General features: G+C 38.2%; 26 protein-coding genes. 9 read left to right on the top strand and 17 right to left on the bottom strand.

All coding sequences use genetic code 11. From position 1 onward, the window contains the following. The first annotated feature begins 22 nt into the window (after positions 1-22). Both B7E04_RS14800 and B7E04_RS14795 read left to right on the top strand, forming a co-directional pair. Entirely contained in the window at positions 23-925 is a 903-nt protein-coding gene (locus tag B7E04_RS14800) for a TssN family type VI secretion system protein (RefSeq protein ID WP_080779322.1), read from the top strand. A 27-nt stretch (positions 926-952) separates the two neighbouring features. Further along, positions 953-2,092 (top strand): hypothetical protein, encoded by a 1,140-nt coding sequence (locus tag B7E04_RS14795; RefSeq protein ID WP_062647074.1) that lies wholly within the window; start codon positions 953-955, stop codon positions 2,090-2,092. Positions 2,093-2,169: 77 nt separating this feature from the next. Here B7E04_RS14795 and B7E04_RS14790 read toward each other — a convergent pair whose 3' ends face one another. Then, positions 2,170-2,691, bottom strand: a complete 522-nt coding sequence (locus tag B7E04_RS14790; RefSeq protein WP_228439939.1) for a nuclear transport factor 2 family protein — start codon at positions 2,689-2,691, stop codon at positions 2,170-2,172. Between the two features lie 176 nt (positions 2,692-2,867). Continuing rightward, on the bottom strand, positions 2,868-3,521 hold the full coding sequence (locus B7E04_RS14785; RefSeq protein WP_080779320.1) for a metal-dependent transcriptional regulator: 654 nt from the start codon (positions 3,519-3,521) through the stop codon (positions 2,868-2,870). A gap of 85 nt (positions 3,522-3,606) precedes the next feature. Between B7E04_RS14785 and B7E04_RS14780 the strand changes: the two genes are divergently transcribed. Further along, on the top strand, positions 3,607-4,638 hold the full coding sequence (locus tag B7E04_RS14780; RefSeq protein ID WP_080779319.1) for a threonine aldolase family protein: 1,032 nt from the start codon (positions 3,607-3,609) through the stop codon (positions 4,636-4,638). 41 nt (positions 4,639-4,679) lie between these two features. On the opposite strand, the gene B7E04_RS14775 is transcribed toward B7E04_RS14780, so the two are convergent. Beyond that, positions 4,680-5,003, bottom strand: a complete 324-nt coding sequence (locus B7E04_RS14775) for a hypothetical protein (RefSeq protein ID WP_062647065.1) — start codon at positions 5,001-5,003, stop codon at positions 4,680-4,682. 265 nt (positions 5,004-5,268) lie between these two features. Then, positions 5,269-5,769 (bottom strand): hypothetical protein, encoded by a 501-nt coding sequence (locus tag B7E04_RS14770; protein WP_080779318.1) that lies wholly within the window; start codon positions 5,767-5,769, stop codon positions 5,269-5,271. 462 nt (positions 5,770-6,231) lie between these two features. Here B7E04_RS14770 and B7E04_RS14765 point away from each other — a divergent pair, with 462 nt between their 5' ends. Beyond that, positions 6,232-6,849 (top strand): DUF1062 domain-containing protein, encoded by a 618-nt coding sequence (locus B7E04_RS14765; protein ID WP_080779317.1) that lies wholly within the window; start codon positions 6,232-6,234, stop codon positions 6,847-6,849. 74 nt (positions 6,850-6,923) lie between these two features. Here the strand turns inward: B7E04_RS14765 and B7E04_RS14760 are convergent, their stop codons facing one another. The 10 genes from B7E04_RS14760 to B7E04_RS14720 form a co-directional block, all read right to left on the bottom strand. Further along, on the bottom strand, positions 6,924-7,481 hold the full coding sequence (locus tag B7E04_RS14760; protein WP_080779316.1) for a DUF4256 domain-containing protein: 558 nt from the start codon (positions 7,479-7,481) through the stop codon (positions 6,924-6,926). Positions 7,482-7,504: 23 nt separating this feature from the next. Beyond that, complete coding sequence (locus tag B7E04_RS14755; protein ID WP_080779315.1) at positions 7,505-7,906, bottom strand: DoxX family protein; 402 nt, start codon at positions 7,904-7,906, stop codon at positions 7,505-7,507. Positions 7,907-7,923: 17 nt separating this feature from the next. Continuing rightward, positions 7,924-8,502 carry a YdeI/OmpD-associated family protein gene (locus tag B7E04_RS14750; protein WP_080779314.1) on the bottom strand — a complete coding sequence of 193 codons (579 nt, stop codon included), beginning with the start codon at positions 8,500-8,502 and terminating at the stop codon, positions 7,924-7,926. Positions 8,503-8,589: 87 nt separating this feature from the next. After that, on the bottom strand, positions 8,590-9,054 hold the full coding sequence (locus B7E04_RS14745) for an SRPBCC family protein (RefSeq protein WP_080779313.1): 465 nt from the start codon (positions 9,052-9,054) through the stop codon (positions 8,590-8,592). Positions 9,055-9,126: 72 nt separating this feature from the next. Then, positions 9,127-9,456, bottom strand: coding sequence for an ArsR/SmtB family transcription factor (locus B7E04_RS14740; RefSeq protein WP_080779312.1), 330 nt, complete (start codon positions 9,454-9,456; stop codon positions 9,127-9,129). A 392-nt stretch (positions 9,457-9,848) separates the two neighbouring features. After that, positions 9,849-10,322, bottom strand: coding sequence for a DUF6265 family protein (locus B7E04_RS14735; RefSeq protein WP_080779311.1), 474 nt, complete (start codon positions 10,320-10,322; stop codon positions 9,849-9,851). A gap of 71 nt (positions 10,323-10,393) precedes the next feature. Continuing rightward, positions 10,394-11,206, bottom strand: coding sequence for a helix-turn-helix domain-containing protein (locus B7E04_RS14730; protein WP_080779310.1), 813 nt, complete (start codon positions 11,204-11,206; stop codon positions 10,394-10,396). Between the two features lie 802 nt (positions 11,207-12,008). Further along, on the bottom strand, positions 12,009-13,055 hold the full coding sequence (locus B7E04_RS22455; protein ID WP_228439937.1) for a BBE domain-containing protein: 1,047 nt from the start codon (positions 13,053-13,055) through the stop codon (positions 12,009-12,011). Between the two features lie 17 nt (positions 13,056-13,072). Next, complete coding sequence (locus tag B7E04_RS22450; RefSeq protein WP_228439935.1) at positions 13,073-13,825, bottom strand: FAD-binding oxidoreductase; 753 nt, start codon at positions 13,823-13,825, stop codon at positions 13,073-13,075. A gap of 183 nt (positions 13,826-14,008) precedes the next feature. Then, a complete protein-coding gene (locus B7E04_RS14720) occupies positions 14,009-16,375 on the bottom strand; it encodes a TonB-dependent receptor (protein WP_080779309.1) in 2,367 nt (788 codons plus the stop codon). 205 nt (positions 16,376-16,580) lie between these two features. Between B7E04_RS14720 and B7E04_RS14715 the strand changes: the two genes are divergently transcribed. Together B7E04_RS14715 and B7E04_RS14710 are read left to right on the top strand one after the other, a co-directional pair. Then, complete coding sequence (locus B7E04_RS14715; protein ID WP_080779308.1) at positions 16,581-17,684, top strand: sensor histidine kinase; 1,104 nt, start codon at positions 16,581-16,583, stop codon at positions 17,682-17,684. Then, the gene (locus tag B7E04_RS14710) at positions 17,659-18,375 is read left to right on the top strand and encodes a LytR/AlgR family response regulator transcription factor (protein WP_080779307.1); all 717 of its coding nucleotides are present in this window, start codon (positions 17,659-17,661) and stop codon (positions 18,373-18,375) included. The genes B7E04_RS14715 and B7E04_RS14710 overlap by 26 nt, the downstream gene beginning before the upstream one ends. Positions 18,376-18,464: 89 nt before the next feature. On the opposite strand, the gene B7E04_RS14705 is transcribed toward B7E04_RS14710, so the two are convergent. Continuing rightward, positions 18,465-19,376: a ClpXP adapter SpxH family protein gene (locus B7E04_RS14705; RefSeq protein ID WP_080780700.1), complete on the bottom strand. Its 912-nt coding sequence runs from the start codon at positions 19,374-19,376 to the stop codon at positions 18,465-18,467. A 133-nt stretch (positions 19,377-19,509) separates the two neighbouring features. After that, a complete protein-coding gene (locus tag B7E04_RS14700; protein WP_080779306.1) occupies positions 19,510-19,818 on the bottom strand; it encodes a monooxygenase in 309 nt (102 codons plus the stop codon). Positions 19,819-20,071: 253 nt separating this feature from the next. Between B7E04_RS14700 and B7E04_RS14695 the strand changes: the two genes are divergently transcribed. Then, entirely contained in the window at positions 20,072-20,437 is a 366-nt protein-coding gene (locus B7E04_RS14695) for a winged helix-turn-helix transcriptional regulator (RefSeq protein WP_080779305.1), read from the top strand. 74 nt (positions 20,438-20,511) lie between these two features. Here B7E04_RS14695 and B7E04_RS22195 read toward each other — a convergent pair whose 3' ends face one another. Next, the gene (locus B7E04_RS22195) at positions 20,512-20,805 is read right to left on the bottom strand and encodes a bacteriocin-like protein (protein WP_165439448.1); all 294 of its coding nucleotides are present in this window, start codon (positions 20,803-20,805) and stop codon (positions 20,512-20,514) included. Between the two features lie 384 nt (positions 20,806-21,189). Here B7E04_RS22195 and map point away from each other — a divergent pair, with 384 nt between their 5' ends. Further along, a complete protein-coding gene (gene map / locus B7E04_RS14685) occupies positions 21,190-21,954 on the top strand; it encodes a type I methionyl aminopeptidase (RefSeq protein WP_080779303.1) in 765 nt (254 codons plus the stop codon). A 156-nt stretch (positions 21,955-22,110) separates the two neighbouring features. Then, entirely contained in the window at positions 22,111-25,002 is a 2,892-nt protein-coding gene (locus tag B7E04_RS14680) for an AsmA-like C-terminal region-containing protein (protein WP_139785405.1), read from the top strand. The last annotated feature ends 42 nt before the right edge of the window (positions 25,003-25,044 follow it).

Genomic DNA, 25,044 nt, shown 5'->3' with positions numbered 1-25,044 from the left:
TCTAAAATTGTAAAAAAATCGAATGGAAATTTCTTCAGTAAAAGGTATTTTTTTAAGGTATATTTTAATGCCTTTAATCGCGGTAATCATGATGTTTATTCTGGGGTTGATCAGAAAAAACAAACCTGCGATCAAGATGAAAGTGGTGATTATTTACTTTCTTCTGTGCAGCTTATGTCTGGCTTTGCCGGGGATTTTTGGTTTTGCCGAAAATCTTTTTAATCCATACTGGTATCTTATCGCCCAGGTGTTTTATCTTATTTTTGGGATCATACATGTCAATTTACTGCACAGGTATTTCAGGAAGCATATTGACTCTTTAGGAATGAGCATTTTGTTTGAATCAATACTTTCATTAACCTGTATGGCTTTCGGAGGATTTTTATTTACTCTGATCTTCGGCTGGATAAGCAAAGGGCTGGGATATCCGGTAATGGCCGCTACAAGTATCTCGATTTTTGTGGTTCCCATGGTATTTTATTACTGCTATGTTCAGTTTATCAGCATACCTTTTGATATCTATAAAACATGGAGATATTCTCCGGATCAGAAGCTTCCGGATTTTGAAGGGGCAGATTTCGACAGACTGATGGTACTGAATGTAGAGCTGAGTAAAAATCTTGAAGATTCAAACAGGTTCAGAATTAAAGCCAAAACACTGCCTACCGGAGTAACCTTCGGAGACTGGTTCTACAGGGTAGTGGACGATTATAACCATAAAAATCCGAGTTCTATTATTAACCTTTCGGACATAGATAAGGAGCCTTATTACTGGATTTTCTATACTAAAAAATCGTTCTTCAGTTTTAGAAAATATATTGATTTCGATCAGGATATCTCTGCGAACGGCATTTCAGAAAATGAAGTGGTGATCTGCAAAAGAGTGATCCAGCATGCGGAAGAAGGAGTATTGAACAAATCATAATCACAGAAAATTTAAAAAGTATTAACTATGATACAGCCTATAAAACATTTTGCGATCAATTGGGTAGACGGGATGAAAGTATCCCAGAGACACCTTAATGATCAGGATAATTTTTTAATTGACACCATCAGAGATTCCAGCTCACTTGGGATCAACACATATAATTATGGACTTCTGCCTATTTCCAACGAATTTACGGATAAAACTATTTTTGATGTACACAACACGGCTACGAATGATGTGCAGCTTGTGATCAAAAGATGCAGCGCCATCACTATGGCGGGTTACCGTATCGATTTGAGTGACAGAAGGGTCAGCGTGAAATCTCTTGCGAAATCTATGAATGAAGAACAGGCAGACGGCGATTATTACATTCTGATCTCCGTAAACCCTTTTGATAAGGTGCCTTTTGGAGATATTGACCCTGAGGAAATTCCACCGCGTCACCCAAATGCACAGCCTAATCACCATATCGAACTGCTTCCTGTGACTTCATTGAACAGCAGCTATTCCGGAGGAAATTATCTGATTATCGGGAAGGTAGATCTGAAAGCCAATATTGCCCAGGTAGATTCTAATTTTATTCCGCCTTGTACTTCCATTCAGAGCCATCCGGTACTGATTGATTATTACAACAGCTATGCGAAATCTATAGGAAACCTACAACAATACGCATTTAAAATTATTCAGAAAGCATCTCATAAGAACCAGAATACGGCATTGGCACAGAACGTTAAATTTTTGTGTACTACTATGGTGAATACCTTTGGGGATATGTATTTCCAGTTCAGGAATATTATCCCATGGCAGCCGCCTGTATTTCTGATCGAGTCTTTTGCGAGACTGGCTCTTCACCTGTATAATTCTACCCAGCTTCTGGTACCTGCGGAACTGGAAGAAATGCTGAACTATAGTTTGGAATGGAGTGAAATTGCACCTCATACATTACTAAATCAGCTTTCCATTGTAGCAGAGACCAATTATGACCACCACAATTGCGGAGAACCTTTATTATACATTCAGCAGATGCTTCGCAGCCTGGAAATTATTTTCTCCAAATTAAGCGAGCTTGATTATATCGGTCAGAGAAAAGAAAACATCATCGTTAACGAGCAGGAAGTTTCTTCAAACACCAATCCGAAAAGAGGCTGGAGTGTTTTAGATTAATTTTTGTTTAAAAACATTTGCAAATAAAAAGGGATTCTTGCCAGGCAGGAATCCCTTATTTTTTTCGGCTTGAGAAATCAGTTTTTAAACAGTTCGGCGGCAACCGCTGTATTGGCGTATTCTTCCATCCGTGTAATCAGTCCGTTTTCTACTGTGTAGACCTGGACCCAGCTTTGAGTAAGCATTTTTCCGTTGCTTTTTATTTTCTGGGTTTCTTCACCAAGTGCCACAACAGTATTATGATCTCCGGCAACCATTTTGTTGACCTTAAAGCTCAGAACATCCACGCTTGAAAAAATATTGCTGACAAAATCTGCAATGCCTTCTTTTCCTGTGTACGTGCCATTGTAGGGAATCGGGGAGGTGCCATTATAATTCCACACGGTATTTTCGGATACGGTTTGCTGCATTCCTTTGACATCTCCTTTTCCAAAAGCGGCAAACATGGTGTTGACCACCTGAATATTGGCCTGATCGGTATTGATCTGCGGAGTTTCAGAGTCATTATTATCACAGGAAAATAAAACAAAGGAGGTTAAAAGTAGGAGGAAAATCCCTTTAAAGGCAAAGCTGGCCGTTCTCATTGATTTGAACATCATCTTATTCATTGTTTCTGGTTTTATGGCAGAACATTGTATTCTGCTCTGTTTGACCATGCAAAATTACTGTTACGACCTATGTTTTATACGATGGATTTCCTTGCAGAAACTGGTTTCCTGGATGAAACCATGAGAAATAATGATAAGATTAATGGTACAGCTCCATGAATAGTTTTCTACCTATTGACCAATATAATTTCCGTCGCTTTTTTACTGAGGATTTCTTTATGATTATCAATTTCTATGGTCATGGATTTATCAAAATCTTCAATTTTTATAATTTTGATTCGGGTGTTCAGAAGCAGCTTTCTTTCGTTCAGATAGCTCAGGAAACCGTCGTCCGAAAGCGTAACGGAGGCGAAAACCACAGTTTCTCCGGGTTTACAGGCACTCAGTTTCTGCAGATCCTGTGAGATAATATTTCCGTCTTTGTCGGGGATGGGTTCGCCGTGCGGATCAAATTTAGGATAATCAAGGATTTCATCCATTTTATCAAAAAATACCTGCGAATGCACATGCTCCAGCTGTTCTGCAATTTCGTGGACATTTTCCCATCCGAAATTCATTTTTTTCACAAGAAACATTTCGGTAAGCCTGTGTTTGCGGACCACCAGTGCGGCTTCACGTCTTCCACTATCTGTAACGACCAGTGGCTTGTATGTTTCATAAATAACCCATTTTTTATCTGCAAATTTCTTCATCATGTTATTCACGCTGGGCATTTTCACGTTCAGAAATTTGCTGAGTTCATTGATGGTCACTTTCCCTTCATGGTCAACTAAATGAAACAAAGCCTTCAGATAATTCTCTTCTGTTAATGTTGTTCTCAAAATGTTAGATGATTTTCAATACAAATCTAACAAAATATTATGTAAAACCGGCTCTTGTTATTTTAACTTTTTTTAATTTTACTGTATGAAATTTTCATTTAAAAACGACTATTCAGAGGGATGTCACCCGAATATTCTCAACGCACTTTTACAATATAATCTTGACCAGCAAGCCGGATATGGAGAGGATGAATATTCTTTGGAAGCCAAAAAACTGATCAAAGAAAAAATTAAAAATCCACATTCTGAGGTGTATCTTGTTTCCGGAGGAACACAGGCTAATCTTATTGTAATTTCATCAGTTCTGAAACCTTATCAATGCGTTATATCAGCAGCGCCGGGACACATTCTGAACAACGAGACCGGAGCTATTGAAGCTACCGGACATAAAATTTTAAGCATTAACACGGAAGATGGAAAATTAAGACCGTCAGATATTATTCCGGTTCTTGAAAGCCATACCAATATTCCGCACCAGGTAATGCCGAAACTGGTGTATATCTCAAATTCTACAGAACTTGGGACGGTTTATGGGACTGAAGAACTGAAAGAACTTTCAGATTTCTGCCGCTCAAAAGGATTGTACCTGTTCATGGACGGGGCCAGGCTGGGCCATGGATTGACGTCTGAAATCAGTGATCTGACCCTGGAAAGGGTAGCGGAACTAACGGATATTTTTTATCTGGGTGGAACGAAAAACGGAGCGCTGATCGGGGAAGCTATTGTTATTAATAATCAGAATTTGCAGCAGGATTTTGCTTTTAATATCAAGCAGAAAGGTGCATTATTGGCCAAAGGCCGTCTTCTGGGGATCCAGTTTATGGAGCTGATGAAAGATGATCTGTATTTTGATCTGGCAAGACATGCGAATGTGCAGGCGATGAAGATTAAAAAAGCGATGAAGGAAAAAGAAGTACAGTTTCTGTCTGATACCTATACCAATCAGATTTTCCCGATCATCAGTAATGAGCTTATTGAAATTCTGTCGGAGAAATTTGAATTTTATGTCTGGAAAAAAATAGATGAAAAAACATCTGCCATTCGCCTGATTACTTCCTGGAATACGGGAGATGAAGCAGTGGAGACTTTTATAGAATTGATTGAAAGAGCGCTTTAATACAAAAAAGGTGGCTTCGAATTCCTTAGCCACCTTTAAGATTATTTTTCTTCTGTCAGTATTTTTTTAATTCCGGCAATAACCTCGCTTTCAAATTGTTTTACTTTCTGCTTTTTCATCATCATATAAATTCCGATCGGGAAGCAAAAAATAAGATAAAGAACCGCTGAATCGAGGCAGGTTTCAGTGCTTAGCTTTCCTATTTCAGGATTGGTATTGAGCTTTACGTTTCCGGTTAGGGTGAAACCACTTGTTCTCACCTGAAGTGCTCCAAAGCTTGTCTGAATTTTATATTGCGGAAAGGTTTTCTTTAAACCTTCTATCAGTTCATTTTTTGAAAACGGCTGAAATTGAAAATGTTGCATAATAAGTATTTTGTTGTTGTATCAAATTGAGACATTGTACCAGCAAAAATCATGCAGAGTATTTCAAATGGAGGAGAAATATTGTGTTTTGGAGTAGGCAGGATGGAAGCTGAAAGAGGGAAGAAGGGAGTTATTGTTTGACGGATAACTACTTACAGTTTTTTGAAATTACATTTTCATTGGTTAAAAATTAAATAAGCCTTGTGTAATCTCATTCCCGACTACAATGACTTCCTTCTTCCCTCTTCAGACTTCCATCTTTTACTTACTTTAAAGCCTTTGCAACCAGTTTACAGTCTGCCGGCTCCAGTTTCTGGCCATCTTTGTAGCTGATCTTTTTTTCATCGGCGTATCTGGACTGTCCATCTTCTTCTTTGTGATCTCCGATTCCTTCCGTTAAAACATTATCCTTCTGAATGAAGAAAATGTCTCTTTTGCTTTTTGTTCCCTCAGATTGAAATTCATAGGTCAGTTTTAGCGTATCTCCTGCTTTAAAACCTGTGACATCGCCTTTTGAACTGTCTTTTTCATGATTTTTATAGGCTATTTTCCCGGTGATGGTACCCAGGTTATCATCTATGGATGCAAAAACACTGTCTTTCCCGGTAACGCCTATGTAGCAGAATGATTTTGGACCTAATGTATCTATGACCGGCTCGTTTACAGCTGTTGTATCAGCAGTGGTCTTTGGTGCAGGGGTTTCCGTTTTTTTATTGCAGTTTATAAGGAAAACTGATACGGACCCCAGTAAGATTATTTTTTTCATACCCAATATTGTTATATTAAATTCAAATTTCTGTGTGCTAAATTAATAATTGTATTTAAATATGAAAGATAATTGATTATAAATATGATTATTTAAATCTTGAAAATATACTGGATATTCGTTTCAACTTCAGAAAAATGTTTACTTTTACTGTAACCAAGTAAATATTCTGTTTTGAGAACAGCTCTTAAACTTATTATTGCTTAGATCAGTCTTATAACCACAGGCTGATCATTCTTTCGTTCGGATAATTCTATCTGAACAGGTTTTTATTTCAATCCTATTATTTAGCGTACTATCATCGGTATTCCTGTTTGAGATCCTATTGATCATAAATCGGGCGATAACCGGTATCATTTGTAGCCATTCATTTCTAAGATGTAATCGTTACTGCCGTATTTAAACTGTACTGCTGAATAATATGTAAAAAATCCAACAAAGAATATTAAGCACGAATACGTAATGAGTACAGAATATATATGGGAAATCAAAGCCAAAAATTCCCCACTTCTAAAAAAGAAATGCAATCACTGTGACAGCAACAGGTTTCAATGCAGTGATAAATTCAGACTGAATGCCCAAAAAAAGAATATTGATATATGGTTAATTTACAGATGCGTAGAATGTAACAACCGGTACAATCTGACTGTATTTTCCCGCATCAGAACAGAGTCTATACCTAAAGATCTGTTTCTTAAAATGTCTGAAAATAATTGTGAGATCGCCTGGCAGTATGCTTTTTCTCACGAACTAAGACGGAAAAATAATGTAGAAGCCGATCTGGACAGCGTAGAGTATGACATAGCGCATGAGGAGATTCCGGTAAAAGAAATGCTGCTTCTCGAATCTGAAACAGTCACATTTAAACTAAAATACCCTTTTGATTTTCACCTCAGAATGTCAGCGGTTATCAGGAGATGCCTGAATCTGTCATTGAGACAGCTGGATCAGCTAATTATTAACAGCGCGGTTTCTGTCAATGGGAGGCCATTGCAAAAGAAACATAAAATTAAAAACGGAGATATGATTACGATTAACAGACAAAGTTTAATACTCATACTTTCCAAAGAAAACCATTAAAAAATAAAACCCGCAAACTAAGATTTGTGGGTTTATTTATATTTAAACTGTAAAAATTGAAGCGGTCAATATAGCTAAACCTTAAGCATTCCTCTAAAGCCTCTTGCTGCGTAATAAGAATCTGCTCCGTTGTGATACATAAAAACGGTGTTGTACCTGCGGTCACAGAAAATGGCACCTCCCAGTTCTCTGATGTCGGCTGGTGTTTTCACCCAGCTGGATGTTTTAAGGTCAAACTTTCCGAGCTCCTGAAGGTTACGGTACTGTTCTTCGGTGAGAAGTTCTATTCCCATTTCGGCAGCTTTATCGATGACATTATTTTCCGGTTTATTGGCTTTTCTGGATTCCCAGGCCTGGTAATCGTAGCAGAGACTTCTGCGTTTCGGGCTTTCGGGAGAACAGTCGAAGAATATATACTCATCTGATTTTTTGTCGTAGCCCACTACATCGGGTTCTCCTTCGGAACTTTCCATTTCGTTCAGTGACCAGAGTTTTTCAGGAGCAGCTTCCAGTTTTGACTGGATCTTTTCCCAGCTCAGGCCTTTGTGGCGGTTCATATTTTTCTCAAAACGGGTTTTTAAAACTTTTAAAAGTGCTTCGCGTTGTTCGGCTGTCAGTTTCTTTTTGCTCATATCAAATTTTGTTTAATCATTTTTTAATTAGGGATAACAGGTATCTTTTTGCTTGCAGGTCTGAAATACCACGAAATAAGAACCAAAACCAGCAATAATAAAGCCGGAAGCGTTCTTGCCATTGTATCTCCAATAATGATGTGCGAGATCAATGCGCCAGACATTACGAAAAAGAACCCTGCATACGCCCATTCTTTAAGAAGTGGCCTTCCCGGGATTAATACGGCAATCACACCCAGGATTTTCCATACCCCGATAAGGGTCATCAGGTAAGCGGGATAACCAAGATTGGTGAAATTGGCCAGTTCGTCTTTGTTTTTCATGAGCTGTACAATGGCTGTAGAAACCATTCCCAGTGCCATCCAGATCGTGAAGATCCAATAAATGATATTGTTTCTCTTTTGTGATTTGTTGTTTGTTTCCATGAGGTTTATTTTTACTATTAGTCGTTTAGTCCTTGTCCGTTGAGAATTTGAGGAATGCATTTTTCAATCCTGGCTTCCCTGGTTTTAGATTGTTTGGCTGATGAAAAGTAGAGGAGATACGCTCTCTGTCTACCAGGTGTAAGGGATTCAAAAGCCTCTTTCAGTTCCGGACTTTCATCCAGTTTACTTTTAAATTCTTCCACGATTTCAAATTCTTTGGTTTTCTTCATTTCCACTTTCGCTCCTGATTCTTCAATCTCAACGGCTTCAAACATATAAGCCCGGATAATTTCTTCCAGATCATTAATTTGCTGCACATCAGTAAAACGGATCTGCCTTGCAGCCTGCACATTTTCAGATTGCTGGATTAAAATCTGATCCGGATCTTTCATCAAAGCTCCTTTAAAGAAGAGTAGGGCACAATATTCTTTAAAACCGTGAATCAGGAAAATATTTTTCCCTTCAAACGTATAGCAGGGGCATCCCCATTTTAAATCTTCTATGAGTTCGGTGCTTAGGGCAATTGCTCTTAATTTTTCAAATTCTTTGTGCCACTGCTGGCTTTTATCAAAGAAAAAATCAACTTTTGGATTCATGTTTTTGGGTTTGAGGGTTTGAGAGTATTAGATTATTAGAGCGGGAGAGTTTTAGGATTCGTGGTGTGGCCTGCAACCTATTATCTGCTACCTGCCACCTAAAACTTCCTGTAAACGGTTATGTGCCATATTAATTCCCTGAGCAAATGGCATTTTCAGGTGCTGATCTCTGAAGTCTATGGACTTGTAAATGGTCTGAATCGTTATTTTGCTGGTAGTATCCGTTAGTTTTTCAAATTCTAAAAACTCAATCTGAACCGGAAATGGGGTGTTTTCCATCTGGAAGGTTCTGATTATTCTCTGATCGGGAATGATCTCATGGATGGTTCCATTGGCGCTGAAAACGACATCTCCCTGAGAATTGGAGGTTTCAAAACGGTAGCTGCCGTGCTGCCTGTTTTCCATTTTGGTCACTTTGGTTCCCATCCATTGTTCGAAAAGTTCAGCTTCTGTATAGGCTTTGAAAAGCAGTTCTACAGGAAGATCGAATTCCCGGATGATAAATATTTCCTGCTTGCCGTCTTCGGCGTGAATTTTTGTTTTAAGTTCCATATTTTGAGTTTTAGAGTGGGAGAGTATTAGTGTTTTAGAGTTTTAGTGTGAGTTGTATGGTTTTATTACTCATTACTTATTATTCATATTCTGGTAGGCTTTCATCACGCTTTCCAGCTTGTTGAACTTTTCGTCCCACATTTTGCGGAAAGGTTCTATAAAATCGGCTATTTCTTTCATTTTATTGGGATTGAGGTGATAGATAATTTCGCGGCCGTTTTGTTCAGATCTTAAAAGTTCGCACTCGGTAAGGATCTGGAGATGCTTTGAAACAGTGGGTCTGGCCGTATCGAAATTGGATGCAATGGAGCCAGCAGTCATAGATTGAGCTGCTACCAGCATTAAAATAGATCTTCTGGTAGGATCTGCTATGGCCTGAAATACATCTCTTCTTAAATTCATTATGTAGTTATTTGACTACAAATTTAAATGAAGTTATTTGACTACGCAAGTGTTTTTTATAAAATTTTCAATTTTAATAACAAAATTGCATTGAGTTAATGAAGTTTATATCCTTCAGTAGAAAAGTTGAGAACAAAATTTTGGTTTTAAACCCGGAGACAAAATATTTGAATTCAGATTGAGGAAAGGAAAAAATCTGCGTAATCTGTTGGATCTGCGAGATATTCTTTCTTATAAACGCAAAGTTTCTAAAATGTGGGCTGCTTTATTTAGGGAGCTAAGAATGGGCAAGTGAACTTGCCTGATGAAGGAAATGGATAGGTTTCGGCTGCCGGAGGCAGCCGAAACCCTTTGCTTTAGAATTTATTTTGGAAGAAGAATGTAGTGAATTTTTATTTCACTTTCCTCATCGCAAAGGTTTGCTTCATCTTTTTTCCATTCATCGTTCCTGAGATTTCAGCAACAAGGGAATCCTTGCTTATTTTTTTGTAGGAAATTATCTGCGGAAAATCATTTTGTGGATTTTCGAAAACAATATATGAAGGATCAGAAGTGTTTTTTGAAACAAAATCTACCGGAAGCCCGGCATGCTGGTTGGCAACAGAAACGATATAGTGCAGTTTTTTGTCTTTTTCAAGCAAGCGGACAGATTCGGAAATAATTGTGTCTTTATTCTTTATGTAATAGCTTTTTCCCTGGAATTCACTGCTGCTTTTTACAGCCCAGGTTTCATACATACTTCCTTTTGGAGTTTTGGTTTCCCAGGTTCCGATAAGCCATTCCAGTTTTCTTATTTCATTTTGCTTTATGCTCCATGCAGATAGAATAGTTAAGCCGATAATGGAAAAGAAGAGTTTTGTTTTCATTGTCTTGATTTTATTTAATAAGACAAAGTTCAGGATCTGGTACAGGCCAAAATTGTAAAAATGCGACAATATCAATCGGATCCATAAAATAGATAAGACATTTTCAGATTTTCACCGTAAAATTCTTTTGGAGTAAGCCCTGTAAATTCTTTGAAATCCTTGATGAAATGAGCCTGATCATAAAATTCAGATTCGTGGGCTAATGCAGTGAGGCTTGTAAATTCCTTAGTAAGTAATAGTTTTAAAGTACTCTGAAGCCGGATTGTTTTTGAAAGCTGTTTAGGACTGAGGCCTACCGCAGAAGAAAATTTTCTTTCAATCTGTCTGCGGTTGATATGGGTTTGTTGAGAAAGTTCGCTAATAGAAATCTGACCATTAGCTGTAATAATCGTGTCTATCGTGGATTGAACAACTCTGTCAATAGCAGTGGCATCAAGTCTTTTGAGTAAAAACTCTTCAACATGCTTAATTTTTTCTGCCGGTGTTTTGGATTCTAATATACTTTTTTCCAATCCAATTCCTGGTCCTCCAAACAATCTGTCTAGTGAAACAGCTTTATCATCCATTTCTTTTATGGGAATGCTTGCAAACGGCATGAATCCTTCATAATGAAAACGCACAGAGAAAATTCCTGTAGTACCTGTTGGTTCTATAACCAAAGGTTTTGTCAGTTGTCCAAAAACACAGCTTCTGGGCTGAACTACAGCTTGGCCGTCTTCCATATATTGTTTATACAGGTCTCCGTAATGGAAAATCATTTCCATACAACCATCGGGAACAATCGTTTGCTGCCGGGGAGTTTCTTCCTCCGGACTTTCTAAGATCCAGTAGCACTTTATCAGTGAAGACAGTTCTGCACAGGGAAGAAAGGTTTGATAATCCATGATATAAAACTACTTAATAAAATTAAAAGTAATTAGATAAACAGATATAAATGTAAGGCTCCGGAAAGTGTAATGAATTTTGTTTAAAAATTATGAAAAGAAAATCCCGTCCATTTCAAATGTGGAAAATTACAAAACTCCCATATAAAGGGTCTTTTTCAAGTCATGTACTATACTATCTGCCTGGAAAATAATAAGGCAGATGGCCATTTATTTAAAGACTTAAAAATTAAAGGATAAAAGGATAGAGAAGGTTGTTGCGGTTTAAAATTTCTTGTTTTTTAGGTAAAACTTAGGCTTCTTTCTGTGACCAAAGCACAAAGAAAATTAAGATATATACTTCCGAAAGTCTCTTTTGATAAGCAGGAAACTTATAAAAGCTATAGATGAATAATGCCGGAATTATTTCATTAGTGAGAATTAAGAACTTTACCAGCCTGGAAGATTTTAAAAAAATAAGGTGAAAATTTGCGCAATAATCTCAAATTACAGAAAGTCAATATTTTTGATAATGAAATAACCGAATTTAAAGCATATGGTTCACTGGACCTTAAAGAATTGAATCTCAGTTGTAATACTTTATTAAGAATTAAATCTGGATCAGTTTACCATAACTGTGAAGCCATAAAGAAGCAGAATTAGAATCTTAAAGAATTTAATTGGAAATATACTTCTTTATAGGGAGTAAATTTTTATCCTATAATTTATATTATGTTAAATTGAATTTTTTCAACAATTATAAAGCCTGCCTCATATTTCTTTAATTACTTTCCTTTTTGTGCGTTTGTGCGTCTATAGCTTTCTAAATTCTTTCGAAACCATCATCGCTCCAGCGTTCACTGCCGACCCCATGACGCACAAAAAACAACTCATCAGGGTCATATTTCTGTTTTATCTTACGGAGTTTTACATAATTGCTGCCCCAAAAAGATTGTTGCCATTCAGGTTCAAAAAAATAACTTTCTGAAACATAGGAACCGGTGTTTACAGCTACTTTACGTAATTCTTTCATGGCTTTATCAATATGGCCGGCATTTCTCTGAGCTCTTTCCAAATCAGGTTCATGCCCTGAAACACTAGGGAAAACAGGGCCCTCTTCAGTTCCTCCGGCTATAATAGCGAGAGCAAAAGCCTGTAATACCGAAGGATTCATCGCAGTATTTTGTGCGTTCTGAATCACTGATGATGGTGCACCGGCCATACCCTTGTTAAAATGAATTCCTACCGTCCAATGCCGGCTGGCTGCAAATAATGCCTGTGCCAATGACTCATGTTTGTTTTTCTGTAAGAGCTGGTCTGGTAACCAGGCAGAATGGTATGAATACCAAAACTGACCGGCTTGTTCCTGATCTCCTGACCAAAAAATATTTTCTGAAGGAGCACCTTCTCTGTCATCGTGAACAATTGCAGATGGAGCATACTTACCAATAATTTCAGCATTCCACATATATTTGCCGGGCAGCAATGCAACATTCAATGGTGATTCCCAGGAAAAATCCTGCTTATTGGTATTGATCCAATCTTCAAATGTCTTCCATATTTCTTTAGCTTGTTGTAATTCCACATTGATGATGCTCATATCAATAACAAAACGGTTATCGGAATATAAGCGGACCTGTTCTCCCCAATGCGGGTTAAAAAGCTGCTCACTGTAGAAATCTGCAAAATATTCAAGGAGTTTTCCAAACGCCTGGTCAGATTTAGCCCGTATAGTTCCGGAAACAACACCAAACCAGGAAGGCAGATCATGGGTTTTTAACGTCACTTTGGTAACAACACCAAAGCTTCCGCCCCCACCTCCTTTTAAAGCCCAAAACAGATCAGGGTACTGATAAGCGTTTACGATCAAAATTTTCCCGTCTGCTGTTACATTTCCGCTTCCAGCAAAGAAGCTGAGGCAAGTCCATAATTTTTGGAATAACTGCCGAATCCCCCACTTTGAATTAATCCTGCCACACCAACTGTGGCACATCCTCCACCTTGTACATATCTGCCGCCTTTAACACTTACAGTGTTATATACTTGCATCCAAATGGCTCCTGCTCCAATAGTTACCGCCTTTTGTGACACTTGATCATTTGATCCTGACGGAATAAAAGCGTCATGCAGTTCTACTTTGTTCATCGCTTTTGTCCATCCCAACAAAGAATCCGGTGCATTGGAAGTACCTTGATAGCTATGTCCGCCTCCTTTTATAACTAATCTTAAGTTATTGATACGAGCAAAATTTACTGCTGCTGCCACATCACCGGAATCCTCTGCCCGTACAGCATATACGCTTACTGAAGCGGTCCAGGCATTTAACCACCCTGATATTTGAGTAAGAGCAGGATAATCTCCTATGTAGTAAGGATTTTTTATATTGTCAAAAATCTTCTCACATGATTGATTCTTTGTTTCACCCTTACAATCCTTAAACGGAGACTCTAATTTTATAAGACGGCCTTTAATCTTTTGGGATAATTCGGTCCAGCTTTTTTCAGAGGGCCATTGAGTGTCTCCCGGTCTGCAACGTTTGTGCAGAAAACGTTTCGCATCGTAACCGGCAAATAAAGAACGTGGTATACATATCGCTGCAGATAATGTAAAAGTCAGCTTCAGGAAATCAGCTCTATTCATCTTTATAAAAATATAAATATGCAGTAAGATAATTAAAATACTTTAACAGAGAGAACCTGAAAGTTGATATTATTTAAACAACAATAAATAATATACGAACGGCATCATTTATTGAGGCTAGTCTGTGATCAGTCTATTTTCTCTATCAATTGGCAGGAAAACTGAAATTGTAAAAAATTTAAATCAATTCTCATCAGGCAGGCGGTCTTTTTCTTCTTTTTTCCTGTTGAATCTGTAAGCAACTGTGAGATTAATAACCCTTCCTACTCCATAAGCTGTAGATTGTAACTGATAGTCAGGGGTATTGAGTTCCTGTCTTTCAATAAGAGAATCAAATATATTGTTAAAAGCCATACTGACGGTCATTTTTTCTTTCAGTATATCTTTGCTAACCGCTATATTCAGACGGTATACAGCTTTATTCACAGATTGTATATCCTGAAATTTCCCTCTGTAACTGAACATGGATTCTATAGCAAAGTTCTTGGGAAATTTCATCTGGGAATTAATTTTTGCAGTCCACATGGTATCTGCAGATCCATATTGTTTTCCTTCAAACTCCCCTTTCTGCCTGAAACCGTAATAATTAAAGTTCAATGCCAGATTCCACCAGGCGAAAGGCTTGTAAGTACTTGAAATCTCCAAGCCATATCTTTCTTCATAATCCAGATTGACAGGTGTCCGGAGAAAATTTCCATCTTCTGTTTGTTTAAGAACATACTGGAAATAATTCGTCGTATGTTTATAATATATGGACGGAGTCACTGTAAATTTATTTATTTTGCTTAGCAAAGACCATTCTATGGAATAGGTATAGGTGGGATCAAGATCCGGATTACCGATGGTAAGGTTCCGCAGATCAGAAAGGCCGCCAAATGGATTTAACTGCCAGAATTCCGGGCGGTTGATCCTTCTGCTGTAGCTTAGCTGAAGATCCGTGTTTTCTGTCAGCTTATACCCTAAATGAAGTGTCGGAAAAAAATCAATATAGTGTTTATCGGCTGTAAATAAACCTTTACGGTCCGAAATGCCAATCAGGGATAATTCTGTGCGCAGCCCTAATAAATAGCTCCATTTATTTTTTTTGTTGCCCCATTGCATATAGGCCCCGAACAGATTCTCATCATAATTAAGCTTATTTTCATAGTCCGGTAGAAGCACTCCGTTTGATCTCGCCCAGTAATCACTTTTTATGGCACGCAGATCTCCCCTCACTCCTATTTCAAGCTTACTGTTGTCTTTTTCGCTTACATAATCGCTTTGGATGTAGATATCATTGCTGCTTTCTATATTCCGGGTCGTAAGACGGTCATCAGGACCTTCATCCGGAAACAGATTACGTTGGCTGATATTCTGGTTTTCATCATCGTTCCAGAAATCATATCTCAGGCTGGTTGTCCAGCTTTTATCCTTCTGTTCAAAGGTTTTCACATGGCTCAGCTCCAGTTGGTTGTATTTTTTTGGTTCTTTATAATGTTCGAAACGGAAGACTGAACTGTGCGGTGTATCATCTGCATTATAGTAGTCATAATCATAATCCGTGTTATTCCTTACGATTAAGGTACTGTGGTAAAAACTGCCGGTTAATGTATTTTTAGGATTGATATAATAATCACCGCCAATGTAAAAATTATAAGCCTGGTCGCGTCTTTCTGTCAGGTCATTTTGCCTCAGTATATTTTTTACGCTGCTATTTAAAGTGGTCTGTACCCTTTCGGTTCTGATCTGCATATCCCTGAAACGTACCCCCATATTGCTGAACAGGTTAAATTTTTCTGTTTTGTAACTGAGATTGATGTTGCCGTTGTAATTCGTGGGATCCCCGGCACCGGCCTGTATGGAACCGTTTAGGCCGGATAAAGTATTTTTTTTCAGGACAATATTGATGATCCCTGCCGCACCCTGGGCTTCATATTTTGCAGAAGGATTGGTAATCACCTCTATTTTCTCGATATGGCTTGCGGGTATCTGTTCCAGTCCGTTGTTCATGGATATTACGGAAGGTTTGCCGTTAATAATAACCCTTACCCCTGCATTTCCTCTCAGGCTGACGGTTCCGGCTGCATCTACGTTTACCGAAGGTACATTGTTCAGGATATCATTGGCATTTCCTCCTTTAGACAGGAGATCTTTTCCTACATAGAAAGTCTTTTTATCCAGATTAATTGATAAATTGGATTTTTCACCAGTGATGTTTACTGTTTCTACCTGCTGGTAATCTTCCTGCAGCAATATATTATCTAAATCAGTATCCCCGCTGATCTCTTTATTTTGAAGGAAAACAGGTTTGAATGAGGCCGCCTGGATTTTCATATCATATCTTCCTGTATTGGCTTCAATTCTAAATTCCCCGTTTTTATCGGTGCTGATGGTCTGTAATTTTTCAGATCCTTGTGCTAATAAAATGATGGTGGCGTTTTCCAAAGGCAGCATGGTTTGCTCACTTAGGATACGGCCTTTAATGTTGATTTTTTTAACATCCTGGGCTGAAACAGTATACAATATACAGGATGTGGACAGAACCGTTGAAATCACCTTTATAACATTCATAGTTTTAAATTTCTTGGTACGAAGATGAGATATCGGAACATTCAAAACCGGAAGCGGCGTTATATACCTGGCAACAGGACCTGTATGATTTCTAATATGGGATAAACAGGTTTCGTCTGTAATTTTGGCTTATTCGTAGGCCTGTTGAGGATATTCGTCTTTAAGTATGATTATTATATCAATGAAATAGTATATTTGATGTGAAATGACGATTCTAGAAAAAGCAATACGCTACAGTACAATCTACCGTGTTTCCGGCCATATCCTGTTTTGGCTGGTGGTTTTTATTGTACCTCAGTGTCCGGAAGGAACCAGTCTGAGGGATATGGTGATCAATAATGCGTTTTATATTTTCTTTTATATGCTGGCATGCTATTTTGTTGCCTATTTTATTATGCCTAAATTCCTAAAAGGTGAGAATTATGGTTTGGTTATTCTTTATTTTATCATTGGCAGTTATCTCATCAGTGCCTTTTCAAGGATCATGGTGGTGCATGTACTGGAACCTCTTACCCGGCAGCCTCCTTTTGAAAAGGAATCAATTATCGAAATCCTTACTGATATAAGAAAGCTTGTTGTGGTTTATTTTTTACAGAATTTTTCTCTGGCCTGGATCTTCGGATTCATTAAGCTGGTTAAAGACCAGTATATAATCAAGCAGCGCACACTGCTGCTGGAAAAAGAAAAAACTGAAGCTGAGCTGAATGTGCTTAAAGCCCAGCTCAATCCTCATTTCTTATTCAATACCCTGAATAATATTTATTCTTTATCACTGGTTAATTCACCTGTTACTTCGCCGTCTATAGCGGGCCTGTCGGAAATTCTGGACCATGTGCTTTACCGCTGTAACAGCAGTTTTGTTCCTGTTTCGTCAGAAATTAAATTACTGGAAAATTATATCAATCTGGAGAAATTAAGGTATGACGAACGCTTAACGGTCAATTTCAGTCATTCCGTAGACGAGGATCACAATATTGTACCTCTGCTTCTCCTGTCGATCGTAGAAAATGCTTTTAAACACGGCGCCGGCGAAGATATCGGCCACCCTGAGATTGGCATAGAGCTTAAATTGAATGCCGGGAATTTCTATTTTAAAGTCTCCAATACATTTGAGATGGAAAAGAACAGCGAGAGAAATGAAAAAATAGGCCTTGACAATATACGCAAACAATTAGAACTGGTTTACCCGCAGAATCATAAGTTTAAAACCTATGCGGAAGGAAGTACTTTTGTAACTTTCCTCACCATAACACTCTTTAAACCTGTAAAGCCCAAACCCCATCATGAAAGTGAGATGTCTTTTAGTTGATGATGAGCCTTTGGCCATTCAGCTTCTTAAAAACCATTTGGAAAAACTGGATATGTTTGAAGTTACTGCAAGCTGCAGCAACGCGGTTAAGGCTTTGGAAGTACTGCGTACCCACACCATAGATCTTATATTTCTGGATATTAAGATGCCGCAGATTTCAGGGATAGATTTTTTAAAAACACTTAAAAATCCGCCGGCGGTGATTGTTACTACTGCGTACAGGGAATATGCACTGGACGGCTATGATCTGGATATTGTGGATTATCTCTTAAAACCTGTTACTTTTGACCGTTTTTTCAAGGCAGCCGACCGTTATCTCAGAACGGTTCAGCCACAGCTTCCTGTATCCGCAGTTCCTGCAGAAGAGCAGTATATTTACTTGAAGTCGGGAGGGAAATTTCACAAAATATATGTAGATGATATCCTGTATGCTGAAAGTTTAAAAGATTATATCACCCTTCACTGTACCCATCAGAAAATAACAGCCAAATATAAAATCAGCGATCTGGAACTTGAATTGAAGCCTTTCCAGTTCTTACGCATCCACCGGTCTTTTATTGTAAATCTTAAAAAAATAACAGCCTTTACGGCAAATGATATTGAAATCGGGCAGCAGGAAATACCTATCGGGACCAATTATAAAGAATATGTTTTCCAGATGTTAAAAAGCAATTATACCCAATCTAAGTAATTGCTGTATTGCTCTTTATAGTGAAACAACAAAGGAGTAGCTGATCTACTCCTTTGTTTATTATTTATATCCGGCCAAAATCCGGGGAATTATTTCAATGCCCAGATGGCTCCGTTTTTGGTATTTGTTTTAAGCAGAGTTCCTTTGGCTGCCAGCTCGTTCAAGATGCTTTCGCTTTCCTTTCTGTTCGTTCCGGAAAGTTCAGAAAATTCTTTAGCGGTAAGGGTTGGAAATTTTTGAAACAGGGATTTCCAGTCCTTGTGGTACTCTGTTTTTTTAGCTTCCGGAAACAGTTTTAAGACGGAGGTTTCATAGAACGGATACGGTTTGGAGCCATAAACCGTTTCTTTTCCGTTTTCATTCGCAAAAAAGATAGTAGGAAACCCTCTTACACCGTATTGTCTTGCCAGCTGTAAATCTTCCTCAAATAGCGTTTTGGCTTTACCGGCTGCATCTGTTTTTAGCTGGTTAACATCCAGTCCTGCTTTTTTGGCAGCTGTTGCGATATGTTCCCATTTGGCAATATTTTTCTTTTGTAAAAAAACCATTTCCCTCATTTCCCTTAAGAAAACAATAGCCTTATCTTTATCCTGAAGCTGTGCTGCCTTAAAGGCGATGGATGGCGGATAAGAAGAATCCAGAGGGTCTTCCAGCCACAGATCCCCGTCTATAGGCATATCATAATAAATGCTCACTTCATCCCAATGGTGGGCTACATCAGAAGGTTTGCTGATGCCTCCGCTGTTATAACTCCAATCCTTCAGGAGTCCTCCCATATGATAATCAATTTCTATATTATTGCCATATTCCAGTTTCAGCTTTCTCAGCTGAGGCTCTATTCCCCAGCATGATGAGCAGATAGGATCTGTGAAATAGATTACTTTTACAGGCTTTTCCGTATGCTGAACACTTACTTTTTGCTCCCCGGAATGGGAAGGTACTTCACATACACCGGATACGGGATCACAAATCAGAGGATTGCTTTTTGAGTCTGTTTTCATTTTGTCATTTTTTGCCGTCTGCCCTGTGCAGGTGTTCAGTGCGGAGAGCAAAGAAATTACGGAGAGCAGTTTAATTTTAATCATTTTTTATGGGTTTGGGAATATGGATTGATGTAATTAATTGTTTTTTTGATTATCCAATGGGAGCTTTGTCCAGCAGGGATAAAGTTTCATTAATGTTGAATATTCTGCTTTCTATATGGGTGTAGCCCCATTTTTGGAGACGTTCAGTATGCTTATTCAGATAATTTTCGGCGGTTGCACGGCTTTCGAAAAGGTAGATACCGCCAGCCAGGTTCTCGGCCTGGTTTTCGGTCCATATTTTCCACAGACAGCCAGGCTCCGTAATAATGTTTTTGGCCAGTTCTTCCATTTGGTTCGCCATTTCATCGCCAAAAGGACCCTGATGAGGAAACTGTACATAAACTACTACTTGATTCATGGTTGTTTTAGTCTTAAAAGATTAGCATTCAAAAATACAACGAAATTATTAATAATATATTTCACATGAATGAGATAATTTATTTTTATAAATTGCCTCTTTATTGTAATATATCTTATATTTTTAGATTACAAATTTATAAAGTTCCGGGTTTCTTTATGCTATGGGTTTCCTTTTGGAAACTAATGTTCCTGATGAAACCGGCTTTTATTAATTATCTTTGCAGGGAGATTCGCATTAAAATAATAATATAATGAAGAAAGAGCCAATCATCAACAATTCCCCGGGATGTAAATCCAATATAATAGCAATCAGGGATACCATGGAAATTTTATCCGGTAAATGGAAATTTCATATTATCGGAACCTTAATATTTGGCGGAAGGCTTCGTTTTATGGATCTTCTCCGGGAAGTGGAAGGAATAGGAACCAAGATGCTGTCAAAAGAGCTTCAGGATATGGAAATGAATCACCTGATTTCCCGAACCGTTTTAAACACCAAACCCGTAACCGTAGAATATGAAATTACGGAGTACGGCAGAACGCTTACGCCTATCATTGAAGAAATAGCCAACTGGGGCATTTCGTACAGAAGTAATTTATATTGTACAAAAGATTAAAAGCAGCTTTTCAAATGAACCCATAAAAAAAACCGCTCTGAAAAGAGCGGTATGTTTTATTATACTTGCTTGGCTTAACAAGTAGTTCCACATGAAAGTAAACGGATGTGTACCACTCCATTCACCACACATTGTACCTGGCATAATGTATTTCCTACAAGAGTTCCTGCAGCGTTCACTGCTCCTCCTACAGTATTACCTACACCTCCTACAACGCCACCTACGATAGTGCCTACTCCGCCTACTACTCCTCCTACTCCTCCTACTACACCTCCAAGGCCACCGATAACTCCCCCGATATTATCAAGCAGTCCTTCTCCTGAGATTGTTTTCAATTCGTTTCTGTTTAATTTTTTTAAGTTTTTCATGAGTATAATTTTATATTGTTAATACATCACTAAGATATGAATAATTATAATATAAACATATTGTTTAATAAAAAATAATTAAAATTATTTATAGTTTAATATTTCGTTAATATAAATGATATTTAATGAATATATCATTTTATTAAACTTATCTTTTGTTATTGAATTTTTTTGAATTGAAAATGAATATTTTACATATATTTGAATAATGGAGAATATGATGTTTTTCGTCGAAAATGTGGAATAGCATTTTACTTTTATATTTTATGGTTTAGCTCAATTTCATAATATGACAAGGCATTAAGAATTCCTGATATCAAAGAAATTCTCTAATATTTTACAATTCATTAACTTTGCATAACGATTAACCACAAAGAACATCCTATGTCTATAACCAATGAGCAGGAACTGGCAGGAATGCAGAAAGCCAGTGAAGCAGTTGCCTGTACTTTACGTGAAATGATTCGTTATGCCGAACCGGGTATGACCACAAAAGACCTTGATGAATATGGAGCAAAAATTCTTTCGGATTTCGGGGCCAGATCTGCGCCTTACCTCACGTATGGTTTTCCGGGCTGGACCTGCATCAGTGTGGACAATGAATTTTGCCACGGAATTCCCACAGGTAAACGGATACTGAAAGAAGGAGATCTCATTAACATCGATGTTTCTGCAGAACTCAATGGGTACTGGGCGGATAACGGAAGCTCTTTTGTGATCGGAAAAGACCTTAACGGGCATCAGAAACTGGTGGATGCTTCCAGAGATATTTTAAAGAAAACGATCAGCCACATCAAAGGCGGCGTAAAAATAGCGGATATCGGCTTCCTGATGGAGACTGAAGCTAAAAAACGCGGCTTTAAAGTGATTAAAAACCTCGGCGGGCACGGAATCGGAAGAAGCCTTCATGAGCAGCCGGATGAACTGATGAATTACAAAAACCGTTATGATTCAAGAAGATTTAAGAAAAACTCCGTGGTGGCCATTGAAACATTTATCTCCACTTCTTCCAATATAGCCGTGGAGCTGAATGACGGCTGGACCATGGTGGGAAACAAAGGCGGTTATATGGCACAGCATGAACATACCATTGTCATTACGGATGGAGCTCCCATTATTTTAACGGAAATGAATAATATCCTGAATTAAGAGATTTTAGAATATATAAATGGCATCTGAATAACCCCAGATGCTTTTTTTATGTCTGAATGATCAATCCGGGAAATGAAAAGCTTCCGAATGGCTTGATTTTAGATAGTAATAAATCGTTATCATTGCCAAATGTATAATCAAAATTATGGATTTATGGAAAAGTTTAAAAAAATAATTTTGAAGATTCTTAAATGGACAGGAATTTCAATAGCAGCCATTCTTTTTTTAATGTTTATCATTCCCATTTTGTTTCCGGGAACCATCTCCGAGCAGGTAAAAATATTTGCCAACAAACATCTTGCGGGAAAACTCGATTATAAAAAAACACATCTTACTTTTTTCCGGCACTTCCCTTCCCTCACGGTTTCTGTGGATGATCTTGTTTTGCAGGGTTCCAGGCCTTTTCAGAATGATACACTCTTGGCCGCAAAAGAAGTTGCAGTGGGAATTAATCTTAAAAATCTGATTTTCAACCGTGAAGTAAAAATTGATGAAATTTATGTAACGGATGCCAATGCCAATGTGTTTGTCAACACTAAAGGAGAAGCCAATTACAATGTATATGTTTCAAAACCTTCCGGAAAACCGAAAGATACAACGGAAACCGGAGCTTCCATAAAACTGGATCTGATCAGATTAAAAAACTGGAATATCAGATATAATGACCATTCTGCACGGGTACTGGTAGATGCCAAAGGATTGAATTACACCGGAAAGGGCGGATTGAGTGAAGATATTTTTGATCTTCAGACCAATCTGGATATCGATAAAGTAGATTTCAGCCTGAACAGAATTTATTATGCCAAACAAAAAACTTTACATGCCGACCTGATTACAAGGATCAATACCAACGCACTGACTTTTGTCCTGAAAAAAAATGAATTACGGATCAACGACCTTCCTTTAAAATTCATTGGGTTTATCAGTATTCTTAAGGATGGATACAATATGGACATCAAAGCCGCTTCGGAAAAAACAACCATCCGGGAAATGATTTCCGTCCTTCCCCCGCAATATCTGGATTGGGCAAAAGATACTAAAATAGAAGGCAACAGTGATCTTTATTTCCACATCAAAGGAAGATTCAGCGAACCGAAAAACATTAAACCCCGGGCTAAAGTCCGTTTACTGGTGAAAAACGGCTTCGTCTCCAACGGAAAAGCTCCGGTGCCGATGAATAACCTGAATATGGATCTTAATGTGGATCTTCCTGCATTGGACACCAATCAGGTGGCTGTAGATCTGAAAACGTTGAGCTTTGATCTCGGGCCCAATAATAATTTCCGGGCCCGTGTAAAAACCAAAGGGATGAATGAAATGCAGGTAAATGCTGATATAAAGGGTGCTGTAGACCTGCAGACACTCGGTCAGGCGCTTGGGTTGAAAGATATTGATATCCGGGGTCTGATGGACACCAATATCAAAGCAGACGGAATTTTTAGTATGGACAAAAAGCTGTTTCCAAGAACGGACGGCTATCTTCATCTGAAAAATGGTTTTCTTAAAACAAAATATTATCCCAATCCAATTCAGAATATCAGTTTAATAGCTGAGATTTCCAATACGGATGGAACTTTCAGAAGCCTGGGGGTACAACTGGACCCTTTCAGTTTTGATTTTGAAGGCAATCCTGTTTTTGTGAACGCCGATCTCCGTAATTTTGAAGATTTGCTCTATAAAGTAAGGGCAAAAGGAGTGCTGAATGTAGGAAGAATTTATAAGGTCTTTGCAAAAAAAGGATTTGACGTCAGCGGGCTGATTATGGCGGATCTCTCACTGAATGGGCGGCAGAGCTATGCTACAACTGGGCAGTACAGTAAGCTTGATAATAAAGGAACTTTAATTTTAAAAAATATTAAGGCCACCACAGAATATCTTCCCAAATCATTTTTCATCAGAGAAGGAAACTTCCGGTTTGAGAATGAGAAAATGTGGTTCACAAAATTTTTCGCTACTTACGGGAAATCTGATTTTGCATTGAACGGATATCTTTTAAATACCATCAATTATTTTATTGAAAGAAAAGGAACGCTTCATGGAAAATTCGGGCTGAATTCCGGTTATATACTGATTGATGAATTTATGGCGCTCAAAAACGGTGACAATATCGATAAGTCTATTGATGTGGAATACGCAAAAGTTGAGAACCCAAAGAGCAGCGGTGTGGTTATTATTCCGAAAAACCTGGATGTTTCCCTGGATGTCGATGCTAAAAAAGTTGAATTTAAAGGACTGGCTCTGAATCACCTCAAAGGAACCGCTTCTGTGAATACAGGGCAGGTTTATCTTAAAAATACCTCGTTTGATATTATAGGAAGCCGGATGAATATTGATGCCCGTTATCAGGATGAATCCCCGCTGACGGCTAATTATGATGTTTCTCTTAAAGTTCTGGATTTCGATGTTCAGAGGGCTTATAAAGAAATTGATATGGTGCGGGAAATGGCAACGGCTGCTAAAAATGTAAAAGGGATCGTATCTCTGGATTATAAACTGAAAGGCGATTTTGATAAAAATATGAGCCCCATTTACCCTTCACTGGAAGGCGGAGGAATTGTCAATCTGCGGGATGTGGAGGTGAAAAATCTGAAAATGCTTTCTGCAGTGGGTGATAATATCGGAGCAGAAGCTTTTAATAATCCTGATATGAAAGGCGTAACCATTGAAACCCATATCAAAAACAACCTGATTCATGTGGATAAATTCACCTTTAAAGTTTCGGTTTTGAGGCCTTCAATCAGTGGAACAACCAGTTTCAACGGGTTACTGGATTTACGGGTAAGAGTGGGACTTCCGCCGGGCGGGTGGATTGGTTTCCCTATTGTAGTTACCGGAACCCACAGCAAGCCGAAAATTAAAATCTTCAGCAAAACGGGACAGGGAATTGTTGATGCACTTTACAATCAGAAATCCAATAAAGTGATCCGAGAGGAAAAACGGGCCGAGAAAAAGACCCGCCGCCAGCAGCGTAAAGAAAAAGAGGCCCAGGAACAGAAAGCTAGAAATGCAGAAAAGAAGATCAATAAAGAGCTTAAAGAAAAATAACTGAAAAGCTGTCCTTTTGGGCAGCTTTTTGAATGAAGGAAG

This window comes from Chryseobacterium phocaeense (assembly GCF_900169075.1).
GTDB classification, from domain to species: domain Bacteria; phylum Bacteroidota; class Bacteroidia; order Flavobacteriales; family Weeksellaceae; genus Chryseobacterium; species Chryseobacterium phocaeense.
Note: the sequence above shows the minus strand (reverse complement) of the source record. Positions and strands in the feature narration are given on the sequence as shown.

Coding starts and splice junctions, on each gene's coding strand:
- B7E04_RS14800 (WP_080779322.1), top strand. CDS start 23: ATGGAAATTTCTTCAGTAAAAGGTATTTTTTTAAGGTATATTTTAATG.
- B7E04_RS14795 (WP_062647074.1), top strand. CDS start 953: ATGATACAGCCTATAAAACATTTTGCGATCAATTGGGTAGACGGGATG.
- B7E04_RS14790 (WP_228439939.1), bottom strand. CDS start 2,691: ATGATGTTCAAATCAATGAGAACGGCCAGCTTTGCCTTTAAAGGGATT.
- B7E04_RS14780 (WP_080779319.1), top strand. CDS start 3,607: ATGAAATTTTCATTTAAAAACGACTATTCAGAGGGATGTCACCCGAAT.
- B7E04_RS14775 (WP_062647065.1), bottom strand. CDS start 5,003: ATGCAACATTTTCAATTTCAGCCGTTTTCAAAAAATGAACTGATAGAA.
- B7E04_RS14770 (WP_080779318.1), bottom strand. CDS start 5,769: ATGAAAAAAATAATCTTACTGGGGTCCGTATCAGTTTTCCTTATAAAC.
- B7E04_RS14765 (WP_080779317.1), top strand. CDS start 6,232: ATGAGTACAGAATATATATGGGAAATCAAAGCCAAAAATTCCCCACTT.
- B7E04_RS14760 (WP_080779316.1), bottom strand. CDS start 7,481: ATGAGCAAAAAGAAACTGACAGCCGAACAACGCGAAGCACTTTTAAAA.
- B7E04_RS14755 (WP_080779315.1), bottom strand. CDS start 7,906: ATGGAAACAAACAACAAATCACAAAAGAGAAACAATATCATTTATTGG.
- B7E04_RS14750 (WP_080779314.1), bottom strand. CDS start 8,502: ATGAATCCAAAAGTTGATTTTTTCTTTGATAAAAGCCAGCAGTGGCAC.
- B7E04_RS14745 (WP_080779313.1), bottom strand. CDS start 9,054: ATGGAACTTAAAACAAAAATTCACGCCGAAGACGGCAAGCAGGAAATA.
- B7E04_RS14740 (WP_080779312.1), bottom strand. CDS start 9,456: ATGAATTTAAGAAGAGATGTATTTCAGGCCATAGCAGATCCTACCAGA.
- B7E04_RS14735 (WP_080779311.1), bottom strand. CDS start 10,322: ATGAAAACAAAACTCTTCTTTTCCATTATCGGCTTAACTATTCTATCT.
- B7E04_RS14730 (WP_080779310.1), bottom strand. CDS start 11,206: ATGGATTATCAAACCTTTCTTCCCTGTGCAGAACTGTCTTCACTGATA.
- B7E04_RS22450 (WP_228439935.1), bottom strand. CDS start 13,825: ATGAATAGAGCTGATTTCCTGAAGCTGACTTTTACATTATCTGCAGCG.
- B7E04_RS14720 (WP_080779309.1), bottom strand. CDS start 16,375: ATGAATGTTATAAAGGTGATTTCAACGGTTCTGTCCACATCCTGTATA.
- B7E04_RS14715 (WP_080779308.1), top strand. CDS start 16,581: ATGACGATTCTAGAAAAAGCAATACGCTACAGTACAATCTACCGTGTT.
- B7E04_RS14710 (WP_080779307.1), top strand. CDS start 17,659: ATGAAAGTGAGATGTCTTTTAGTTGATGATGAGCCTTTGGCCATTCAG.
- B7E04_RS14705 (WP_080780700.1), bottom strand. CDS start 19,376: ATGAAAACAGACTCAAAAAGCAATCCTCTGATTTGTGATCCCGTATCC.
- B7E04_RS14700 (WP_080779306.1), bottom strand. CDS start 19,818: ATGAATCAAGTAGTAGTTTATGTACAGTTTCCTCATCAGGGTCCTTTT.
- B7E04_RS14695 (WP_080779305.1), top strand. CDS start 20,072: ATGAAGAAAGAGCCAATCATCAACAATTCCCCGGGATGTAAATCCAAT.
- B7E04_RS22195 (WP_165439448.1), bottom strand. CDS start 20,805: ATGAAAAACTTAAAAAAATTAAACAGAAACGAATTGAAAACAATCTCA.
- map (WP_080779303.1), top strand. CDS start 21,190: ATGTCTATAACCAATGAGCAGGAACTGGCAGGAATGCAGAAAGCCAGT.
- B7E04_RS14680 (WP_139785405.1), top strand. CDS start 22,111: ATGGAAAAGTTTAAAAAAATAATTTTGAAGATTCTTAAATGGACAGGA.